9 protein-coding genes are annotated in these 10291 nt (G+C 69.7%); 7 read left to right on the forward strand and 2 right to left on the reverse strand.

Annotated elements, in window-relative coordinates:
• The first annotated feature begins 174 nt into the window (after positions 1–174).
• Genes ACX9I7_RS29195 through ACX9I7_RS29210 form a run of 4 tightly spaced genes read left to right on the forward strand, consistent with a single transcriptional unit; the run spans position 175 to position 5043 of the window.
• Positions 175–2394 (forward strand): polyribonucleotide nucleotidyltransferase, encoded by a 2220-nt coding sequence (locus ACX9I7_RS29195; protein ID WP_189451009.1) that lies wholly within the window; start codon positions 175–177, stop codon positions 2392–2394.
• Positions 2391–3770, forward strand: a complete 1380-nt coding sequence (locus ACX9I7_RS29200; protein WP_459389016.1) for a M16 family metallopeptidase — start codon at positions 2391–2393, stop codon at positions 3768–3770. Before ACX9I7_RS29195 ends, ACX9I7_RS29200 begins: the two co-directional genes overlap by 4 nt.
• A gap of 53 nt (positions 3771–3823) precedes the next feature.
• A complete protein-coding gene (gene dapB, locus ACX9I7_RS29205; protein ID WP_126916373.1) occupies positions 3824–4576 on the forward strand; it encodes a 4-hydroxy-tetrahydrodipicolinate reductase in 753 nt (250 codons plus the stop codon).
• A gap of 5 nt (positions 4577–4581) precedes the next feature.
• Positions 4582–5043, forward strand: a complete 462-nt coding sequence (locus ACX9I7_RS29210) for a hypothetical protein (protein ID WP_358630373.1) — start codon at positions 4582–4584, stop codon at positions 5041–5043.
• A gap of 71 nt (positions 5044–5114) precedes the next feature.
• Here the strand turns inward: ACX9I7_RS29210 and ACX9I7_RS29215 are convergent, their stop codons facing one another.
• Together ACX9I7_RS29215 and ACX9I7_RS29220 are read right to left on the reverse strand one after the other, a co-directional pair.
• Entirely contained in the window at positions 5115–5762 is a 648-nt protein-coding gene (locus ACX9I7_RS29215; RefSeq protein WP_392753674.1) for a hypothetical protein, read from the reverse strand.
• A 76-nt stretch (positions 5763–5838) separates the two neighbouring features.
• Complete coding sequence (locus ACX9I7_RS29220; protein WP_189451006.1) at positions 5839–6081, reverse strand: hypothetical protein; 243 nt, start codon at positions 6079–6081, stop codon at positions 5839–5841.
• A 244-nt stretch (positions 6082–6325) separates the two neighbouring features.
• Here ACX9I7_RS29220 and thyX point away from each other — a divergent pair, with 244 nt between their 5' ends.
• The 3 genes from thyX to ACX9I7_RS29235 all read left to right on the forward strand — a co-directional run bounded on the left by thyX (position 6326) and on the right by ACX9I7_RS29235 (position 10007).
• Positions 6326–7066, forward strand: coding sequence for an FAD-dependent thymidylate synthase (gene thyX / locus ACX9I7_RS29225; RefSeq protein WP_189451005.1), 741 nt, complete (start codon positions 6326–6328; stop codon positions 7064–7066).
• A 216-nt stretch (positions 7067–7282) separates the two neighbouring features.
• Complete coding sequence (gene dapA / locus ACX9I7_RS29230) at positions 7283–8182, forward strand: 4-hydroxy-tetrahydrodipicolinate synthase (RefSeq protein ID WP_387565491.1); 900 nt, start codon at positions 7283–7285, stop codon at positions 8180–8182.
• Positions 8183–8321: 139 nt separating this feature from the next.
• Complete coding sequence (locus tag ACX9I7_RS29235) at positions 8322–10007, forward strand: ribonuclease J (RefSeq protein ID WP_126916378.1); 1686 nt, start codon at positions 8322–8324, stop codon at positions 10005–10007.
• Positions 10008–10291: the final 284 nt, after the last annotated feature.

Raw genomic sequence — 10291 nt, forward strand, 5'->3', positions numbered from 1 at the left:
GATCCCGCAACGCGAAACCGTATGAGGAGGAGCGCTCCGCTCGCCGCCGGTCCTCGGTAGTGGCCCCCGGATCAGGGAAATCCGGGTGCTTCGATCGAAGACCGGCCAGCCGAGACGCCCCTCCGCCACCGTCACCGCCACACGGGCGGCGACGCAGAAGAGGAGATATCCCTGGTGGAGAACGAGACCCACTACGCCGAGGCCGTCATCGACAACGGCGCCTTCGGCACCCGCACCATCCGCTTCGAGACCGGCCGCCTGGCCCGTCAGGCCGCCGGCTCCGCCGTGGCCTACCTGGACGACGACACCATGGTGCTCTCGGCCACGACCGCGTCGAAGAAGCCCAAGGACCAGCTCGACTTCTTCCCCCTCACGGTGGACGTCGAGGAGCGGATGTACTCGGCCGGCAAGATCCCCGGCTCTTTCTTCCGCCGTGAGGGCCGCCCCTCCGAGGACGCGATCCTCACCTGCCGTCTGATCGACCGCCCGCTGCGCCCGTCCTTCAAGAAGGGCCTGCGCAACGAGATCCAGGTCGTCGCCACGGTCATGGCCCTCAACCCGGACCACCTGTACGACGTCATCGCGATCAACGCCGCCTCCTGCTCCACGCAGCTGGCCGGCCTGCCCTTCTCCGGCCCGATCGGCGGCGTCCGCGTCGCGCTGATCAAGGGCCAGTGGGTGGCCTTCCCGACCCACACCGAGCTCGAGGACGCCGTCTTCGACATGGTGGTCGCGGGCCGCACCCTGGAGGACGGCGACGTCGCGATCATGATGGTCGAGGCCGAGGCCACCGAGAAGACCATCCAGCTCGTCAAGGACGGCGCCGAGGCCCCGACCGAGGAGATCGTCGCCGCCGGTCTCGAGGCCGCGAAGCCCTTCATCAAGGTGCTCTGCAAGGCCCAGGCCGAGCTCGCCTCGAAGGCCGCCAAGCCGACCGCCGACTTCCCGGTCTTCCTCGACTACCAGGACGACGTCCTGGAGGCGCTGACCGCCGCCGTCCGCACCGAGCTGTCCCAGGCGCTCACCATCGCCGGCAAGCAGGAGCGCGAGGCCGAGCTGGACCGCGTCAAGGAGCTCGCCGCCGAGAAGCTGCTCCCGCAGTTCGAGGGCCGCGAGAAGGAGATCTCCGCCGCGTACCGCTCGCTGACCAAGTCGCTGGTGCGCGAGCGCGTCATCAAGGACAAGGTCCGCATCGACGGCCGTGGCATCACGGACATCCGTACGCTGGCCGCCGAGGTCGAGGCGATCCCGCGTGTGCACGGCTCCGCCCTGTTCGAGCGTGGCGAGACCCAGATCCTGGGCGTCACCACCCTCAACATGCTCCGCATGGAGCAGCAGCTGGACACCCTCTCCCCGGTGACCCGCAAGCGCTACATGCACAACTACAACTTCCCGCCGTACTCCGTCGGTGAGACCGGCCGCGTGGGCTCCCCCAAGCGCCGCGAGATCGGCCACGGCGCGCTCGCCGAGCGCGCGATCGTGCCGGTCCTGCCGACGCGCGAGGAGTTCCCCTACGCGATCCGTCAGGTGTCCGAGGCCCTCGGCTCCAACGGCTCCACCTCCATGGGCTCGGTCTGCGCCTCCACCATGTCGCTGCTGAACGCCGGTGTGCCGCTGAAGGCCCCCGTCGCCGGCATCGCCATGGGCCTGATCTCCCAGGAGATCGACGGCAAGATCCACTATGTCGCCCTCACCGACATCCTCGGTGCGGAGGACGCCTTCGGCGACATGGACTTCAAGGTCGCCGGCACCAAGGAGTTCGTGACCGCCCTCCAGCTCGACACCAAGCTGGACGGCATCCCGGCCTCCGTCCTGGCCGCGGCCCTCAAGCAGGCCCGCGACGCCCGCCTCCACATCCTCGACGTGATGATGGAAGCGATCGACACGCCGGACGAGATGTCCCCGAACGCCCCGCGGATCATCACCGTCAAGATCCCCGTGGACAAGATCGGTGAGGTCATCGGCCCCAAGGGCAAGATGATCAACCAGATCCAGGAGGACACCGGCGCCGAGATCACGATCGAGGACGACGGCACCATCTACATCGGTGCCGCCGACGGCCCGGCCGCCGAGGCCGCCCGCGCCACGATCAACGGCATCGCCAACCCGACCATGCCGGAGGTCGGCGAGCGCTACCTGGGCACGGTCGTCAAGACCACGACCTTCGGCGCGTTCGTCTCCCTGCTCCCGGGCAAGGACGGCCTGCTGCACATCTCGCAGATCCGCAAGCTGGCCGGCGGCAAGCGCGTGGAGAACGTCGAGGACGTCCTCGGCGTCGGCGCCAAGGTCCAGGTCGAGATCGCCGAGATCGACCAGCGCGGCAAGCTCTCCCTGATCCCCGTGATCGAGGGCGAGGACGGCGACGAGGCTGCTAAGGACGAGTCCGCCAAGTGACGTCCCGTAGTACACGGAAGACGGCCCGCCCCTCCTCGGAGGGGCGGGCCGTCGCCCGTACCCAAACGCTTCTCAAGGGCGAGAACGGCATCGGCACCGTCCGCCGGACCACCCTCCCGGGCGGTCTGCGCGTGGTCACCGAGACCCTGCCGTCCGTCCGCTCCGCGACCTTCGGCATCTGGGCGAACGTCGGCTCCCGCGACGAGACGCCGACCCTCAACGGGGCCACCCACTACCTCGAGCACCTCCTCTTCAAGGGCACGGCCAAGCGCAGCGCCCTCGACATCTCCGCCGCCATCGACGCGGTCGGCGGCGAGATGAACGCCTTCACGGCCAAGGAGTACACCTGCTACTACGCGCGGGTGCTCGACACCGATCTGCCGCTGGCCATAGACGTCGTCTGCGACATGCTCACCGGCTCGCTGATCGACCCGGCCGACGTCGACGCCGAGCGCGGGGTGATCCTCGAAGAGATCGCCATGACCGAGGACGACCCCGGCGACTGCGTCCACGACCTGTTCGCCTACACCATGCTGGGCGACACCCCCCTCGGCCGCCCGGTCCTCGGCACCGTCGACACGATCAACGCCCTGACCAGGGACCAGATCAGCCGCTTCTACAAGAAGCACTACGACCCGACCCACCTGGTCGTGGCCGCCGCGGGCAACGTCGACCACGCCAAGGTCGTCCGCCAGGTCCGCGCCGCCTTCGAGAAGGCCGGCGCCCTGGGCCGCACGGACGCCGTCCCGATGGCCCCCCGTACCGGCGCCAAGGCGATCCGCACCGCCGGCCGGGTCGAGGTGCTGGGCCGCCGGACCGAGCAGGCGCACGTCGTCCTCGGCATGCCCGGCCTCTCCCGCACCGACGAGCGCCGCTGGGCCCTCGGCGTGCTCAACACCGCCCTCGGCGGCGGCATGAGCTCGCGGCTCTTCCAGGAGGTCCGGGAGAAGCGCGGCCTCGCCTACTCCGTCTACTCCTACACCTCGGGCTTCGCCGACTGCGGCCTCTTCGGCGTCTACGCCGGCTGCCGCCCCAGCCAGGTCCACGACGTGCTGCGGATCTGCCGCGACGAGCTCCACAAGGTCGCCACCGAGGGCCTGACGGACGAGGAGATCGGCCGCGCCATCGGCCAGCTCTCCGGCTCCACGGTGCTCGGCCTGGAGGACACGGGCGCGCTGATGAACCGCATCGGCAAGAGCGAGCTGTGCTGGGGCGACCAGATGTCGGTCTCCGACATGCTGGCCCGCATCGCCGCCGTCACCCCGGACGAGATCCGCGAAGTGGCCCGCGATGTACTGGGACAGCGTCCTTCGCTGTCCGTGATCGGCCCGCTGAAGGACAAGCAGGCCGCCCGCCTGCACGAGGCCGTTTCGTAAAACCGCGCCCGCCGACGGCACCGCCGACGGGCACACAAGGGGAAGCAGGGACGATGAGCAAGCTGCGCGTGGCGGTCGTCGGCGCCAAGGGCCGGATCGGCTCCGAAGCCGTACGGGCCGTGGAAGCCGCCGACGACATGGAGCTGGTGGCCGCGCTCGGCCGGGGCGACCGTCTGGAGACCCTGACCGAGGCCGGCGCCCAGGTCGTGGTCGAGCTGACGCACCCGGACTCGGTGATGGAGAACCTCGAGTTCTGCGTCCGCAACGGCATCCACGGCGTCGTCGGCACCACCGGCTGGACCGAGGACCGCCTCGCGAAGCTCACCTCCTGGCTGGAGGCGTCGCCCGGGACCGGCGTGCTCATCGCCCCGAACTTCTCCATCGGCGCGGTCCTCACCATGGCCTTCGCCCAGCAGGCCGCCCGCTTCTTCGAGTCCGTCGAGGTCGTCGAGCTCCACCACCCCAACAAGGCGGACGCCCCCTCCGGCACCGCCACCCGCACCGCGCAGCTCATCGCCGCCGCGCGGCGCGAGGCCGGCTGCGCCCCGCAGCCCGACGCCACCACCACGGCCCTGGAGGGCGCGCGCGGCGCCGACGTCGACGGCGTGCCCGTCCACTCGGTCCGGCTGCGCGGCCTCCTGGCCCATCAGGAGGTGCTGCTCGGCGACACCGGTGAGACCCTCACCATCCGCCACGACTCGCTGCACCACAGCTGCTTCATGCCGGGCATCCTGCTGGGCGCCCGCCGCGTCGTCTCCACGCCGGGCCTGACGTTCGGCCTGGAAAACTTCCTGGACCTGGGCTGAGTACCGTGCGCGCCAAGATCGTCTATTTCGCCCTGGCCGCCGTCCTGGTCGTCTACTTCGTCCTGGTCGGCAGCCGCGGCGTGATGCTCATCCAGCAGGGCACCGTCGTCACCGTCGCCTTCGGGCTGGCGGTGATGATCCTGCCGTTCATCGGGGCCTGGTTCCTCTACCGGACCACCAAGTTCGCCCGCGACGCCAACCGGCTGGCCCGCGAGCTGGAGGCCGAGGGCGGCCTCCCGGTCGACGAGCTCGTACGGACGCCCGGCGGGCGGATCGACCGGGACTCGGCGGACGAGGTCTTCGCCCGCCGCAAGGCCGAGACGGAGGAAGCCCCGGGCGACTGGCGCTGCTGGTTCCGCCTCGCGGTCGCCTACCACGACGCCCGTGACACCCCCAGGGCCCGCAAGGCGATGCAGCGGGCGATCGCCCTCCACGACGGCAAGCAGATCAGCGCCCTGGGCGTCTGAGACGACAAGACGACGAAGGGCCGGGGCGCGAAGCCCCGGCCCTTCCGTCATCCGCCCGTCATCCGCTCCGGCTACGCCGTGAACTCGGCCACCCGGTCCTCGAGGGCGTCCGCCGCCGCCGCGAAGGCCTGCGGCCGCCCCACGAAATCGGCGTTCCGGTCGGTCACCAGCACGGGCAGCGTCCCGCCGTCCGTACGCCGCACCACGAGCGCCTGCCCCTGTGCGGTCCGCGGCGTCCCCACCACCCGCACCGGCTGCTGTACGGTCCGCACCTCGGCCACCTCGGCCCAGGACAGCGTCACGGCGCGCAGCAGCCGCTGCTGACGCAGCCCCTGGGGGCTCACCCAGATGCCCGTGCGCACCGTCCGCACCGCGATCGTGATCAGCACGGCGGCGATCGCGAAGCAGACGCCCGCACCGGGCAGGGCCCCCGCCGCGGCGATGATCACGCCGGACACCAGGAGGTACGCGGCCAGCAGAAGCAGCATCGCCGCGCCCCCCACCCGCAGCGGACCGGGGTGGTACGGGCGCCGCCAACGGCGGTGGTCCTCGTACAGGTCCTCTGAGGCGAGGAGCGCGGCGATGGTGTCGGTCGCGCTCTTCTTGACGGTCGTGGTCGTGGTCGTGTCGACGGTCGTGGTCGTGTCGGTCGGTGTCGCGACGTCGGTCGTGGTCGCGATGTCGCCGTCGCGTTCGGCTGTCGGAAAGGGCAGGGGCACGACGGGTTCCTCACTCACATACCCACAGTCGAACGACTGTGCGCGGTGAGGGTATCCGGTGCCCCCGGGCCGGTGATCAGCGGCCCGCGTTGGCCTCGGACTTCTGGCTGTGGCCCGGGTTCTGCTGACCCGTCTCCAGCGACGGCATTCCGAACAGCAGCGCGCCTATCAGTCCTGCCGCCACCGTCAACCCCACCAGCGTCCGGCCGAGTATCTCCGAACGACTGGCACCGCCTCGGGGCGGTGGGGTGACGTTGCTGCGGTAGCGCTCGGCCTCGGCGACGAAGGCGAACGGCACGGGCTCTCGCCGGCGGAACATGGTGGGCTCTCCTAGGAACCTCGAAAGTGTGCTGTCACACCTGAAGACGCGCGAACCGGGCAAGAGGTGCCCGATTCTCCATAACTTCTGTGAAAAATATCAACTGGCGTGCCGGGCCTTCCTGTGGCAGCGGGAACCGGGCGGCCGCCGGGGGCCGCCCACGGGCCGGTGTCGGCCGAGTGTCAGTGGTGGCGCTTAGGCTTGGCGGCGGCCAAGCACAACAGCACAAGGAAGGACCCCGCCGGTGAGCGACACCCCCACCGAGGACTTGAAGCCCAGGTTCCGCAGCGATGTGACCGTCGAGCTGGTCAAGCACAGCGCGGCCGACTCGGACGTGCTGTGGGCGGCCCGGGTCTCCACGGCCGGCGAGCAGTCCCTCGAAGAGATCACCAAGGACCCCGAGCGGTCCAAGGGGCTCATTAATTACCTGATGCGCGACCGCCACGGCAGCCCCTTCGAGCACAACTCGATGACCTTCTTCATCAGCGCCCCGATCTTCGTCTTCCGCGAGTTCATGCGGCACCGCGTCGGCTGGTCGTACAACGAGGAGTCCGGCCGCTACCGCGAGCTGGAGCCCGTCTTCTACGTGCCGGGCGAGTCCCGCAAGCTGGTCCAGGAGGGCCGCCCGGGCAAGTACGTCTTCGTCGAGGGCACCCAGGCGCAGCACGAGCTGACCGGCCGCGCCATGGAGGACAGCTACCGCCAGGCGTACGAGGCGTACCAGGAGATGCTGGCCGCTGGCGTCGCCCGCGAGGTCGCCCGATCGGTCCTTCCCGTCGGCCTCTTCTCCTCGATGTACGCCACGTGCAACGCCCGCTCCCTGATGCACTTCCTCGGGCTGCGCACCCAGCACGAGCTGGCGAAGGTCCCCTCGTTCCCGCAGCGGGAGATCGAGATGGTGGGCGAGAAGATGGAGGCGGCGTGGGCCGAGCTCATGCCGCTCACCTACGAGGCCTTCAACAAGAACGGCCGCGTCGCCCCGTAGGCCGCGTCGCCCGCCCCGTGGGGCGCGTCGACCAGCGGTGACGCGCTGCTACGGGACCAGCAGGCAAGGTGTCCGTATTGCGGCGTTTCGTCACCTTCATCTACGCTGAAAAAACGGACCCGGCACTGCTTGAACCCCCGAGCAGGCAGTGCCGGGATCCCTTTAGGCACTCCCCGAGGGGGTACCTCACGGTGAGCAACGAGTAGCGTGGCCCCTATGGCTCCGACCTCCACACCGCAGACGCCCTTCGGGCGGGTCCTGACCGCCATGGTCACGCCCTTCACCGCCGACGGCGCCCTCGATCTCGACGGCGCTCAGCGCCTCGCCGCCCACCTCGTGGACGCAGGCAACGACGGCCTTGTCGTCAACGGCACCACCGGTGAGTCCCCCACCACCAGCGATGCGGAGAAAGCCCAGCTCGTACGCGCCGTGGTCGAAGCGGTCGGCGACCGCGCCCACGTCGTCGCCGGAGCCGGCACCAACGACACCCACCACAGCATCGAGCTGGCCCGCGCCGCCGAGCAGGCGGGCGCCCACGGCCTCCTCGTGGTCACGCCCTACTACAGCAAGCCCCCGCAGGAGGGCCTGCGCCGCCACTTCACGGCGATCGCCGACGCCACGGGCCTGCCCGTGATGGTCTACGACATCCCCGGCCGCAGCGGCGTCGAGATCGAGACCGAGACGATGGTCCGCATCGCCGAGCACCCGCGCATCGTCGCCAACAAGGACGCCAAGGGCGACCTCGGCGCGGCGAGCTGGGCCATGGCCCGCTCGGGCCTCGCCTGGTACTCCGGCGACGACATGCTCAACCTGCCGCTGCTGTCCATCGGCGCCGTGGGCTACGTCTCCGTCGTCGGCCACCTCGTCACCGCCGAGCTCCGCGCGATGCTCGAGGCGCACCGATCCGGCGACGTCGACAAGGCGGCCGAGATCCACCGGCGCCTGCTCCCCGTGTACACCGGTATGTTCCGCACTCAGGGCTTGATCACCACCAAGGCCGCCCTGGCGCTCCAGGGCCTGCCCGCGGGCCCGGTGCGGCTGCCCCTCGTCGGCCTCACGGACGAGCAGACCGAGCAGCTCAAGAGCGATCTCGCCGCCGGCGGGGTACAGCTCTAGCACCCAGACTTCACAACCGAATACCGAGAACAACTGAAGATCGAGCAAAACTGAAGATCGAAAACAATTGCAAGTGCACGAATGTCATGCGCGCCATGTGCCCGGAGGGGCATGTGGCGTGCGTGGTGAGGAGAGTCTTTTGAGCCACCCGCACCCTGAACTCGGCGCGCCGCCGAAGCTTCCCAAGGGCGGCCTGCGCGTCACCCCGCTCGGCGGTCTCGGTGAGATCGGCCGCAACATGACGGTCTTCGAGTACGACGGCCGCCTGCTGATCGTCGACTGCGGAGTGCTTTTCCCCGAGGAGGAGCAGCCCGGAGTCGATCTGATCCTGCCCGACTTCTCGTCCATCCGGGACCGCCTCGACGACGTCGAGGGCATCGTGCTCACGCACGGCCACGAGGACCACATCGGCGGCGTCCCCTTCCTGCTCCGCGAGAAGCCGGACATTCCCCTGATCGGCTCCAAGCTGACCCTCGCCCTGATCGAGGCGAAGCTCCAGGAGCACCGCATCCGCCCGTACACCCTCGAGGTCGCCGAGGGCGACCGCGAGCGCCTGGGCCCCTTCGACTGCGAGTTCGTCGCGGTCAACCACTCCATCCCGGACGCCCTGGCCGTCGCCATCCGCACCCCCGCGGGCATGGCGGTGCACACCGGCGACTTCAAGATGGACCAGCTCCCGCTGGACGGCCGCCTCACCGACCTCCCGGCCTTCGCCAAGCTCGGCGAGGAGGGCATCGACCTGCTGCTGGTGGACTCCACCAACGCGGAGGTCCCCGGCTTCGTCCCGCCCGAGCGCGACATCTCGGGCGTGCTGCGCCAGGTCTTCGCGGGCGCGCAGAAGCGGATCATCGTGGCCAGCTTCGCCAGCCACGTCCACCGCATCCAGCAGATCCTCGACGCCGCCCACGAGTACGGGCGCCGGGTCGCCTTCGTCGGCCGCTCGATGGTCCGCAACATGGGCATCGCCCGTGACCTGGGCTACCTGCGGGTCCCGGCCGGTCTCGTCGTCGACGTCAAGACCCTCGACGACCTGCCGGACGACGAGGTCGTGCTCGTCTGCACCGGTTCCCAGGGCGAGCCGATGGCCGCGCTCTCGCGCATGGCCAACCGCGACCACCAGATCCGGATCGTCCGCGGCGACACCGTGATCCTCGCGTCGTCCCTGATCCCGGGCAACGAGAACGCGGTCTACCGCGTGATCAACGGCCTCACCCGCTGGGGCGCCAACGTCGTCCACAAGGGCAACGCCCGCGTGCACGTCTCGGGCCACGCCTCCGCCGGCGAGCTGCTGTACTTCTACAACATCTGCAAGCCGAAGAACCTGATGCCGGTCCACGGCGAATGGCGCCACCTGCGGGCCAACGCCGAACTGGGCGCTCTGACGGGCATTCCCAAGAACCACATCGTCATCGCCGAGGACGGCGTGGTGGTCGACCTGGTCGACGGCCAGGCGAAGATCGTCGGCAAGGTGCAGGCCGGCTATGTGTACGTGGACGGCCTCTCGGTCGGCGACGTCACCGAGGCCTCGCTGAAGGACCGCCGCATCCTCGGGGACGAAGGCATCATCTCCGTCTTCGTGGTCGTCGACAGCACGACCGGCAAGGTCGTCAGCGGCCCGCAGATCCAGGCCCGCGGTTCCGGCATCGAGGACGCGGCGTTCAACGCCGTCGTCCCGAAGATCGAGGAGGCCATCGCCAGGGCCGCCGCGGACGGTGTCGCCGAGCCCCACCAGCTCCAGCAGCTCGTCCGCCGCTCGGTGGGCAAGTGGGTCTCCGACAGCTACCGCCGCCGGCCGATGATCCTCCCGATCGTCGTCGAGGTCTGACCCGTCTGACCCGTCTGATCCCCCTGGGGTCTGACACGGCATCAGCCGTATGGACGGCCGCCCCCGCTGCCGATTTGCATCGGGCGCGGCCGTCCAGTACGTTTACGGCTCCACCGCAGAGGGAACACCGCAGCACTTCGAGTGCGGGGCGGAGCTCCCGGAAAGCGAGTGGAAATCCGGCTCAGAGAAATCTGATAAAGTCGGGAAGCCCGCTCCAACAGGGCGCTGGAAACGAAATCCGAACCGACTGCTTCGATTGAGAAGCGGGGGGAACGGAAAACGGA

It is taken from the genome of Streptomyces sp. L500 (assembly GCF_054551825.1).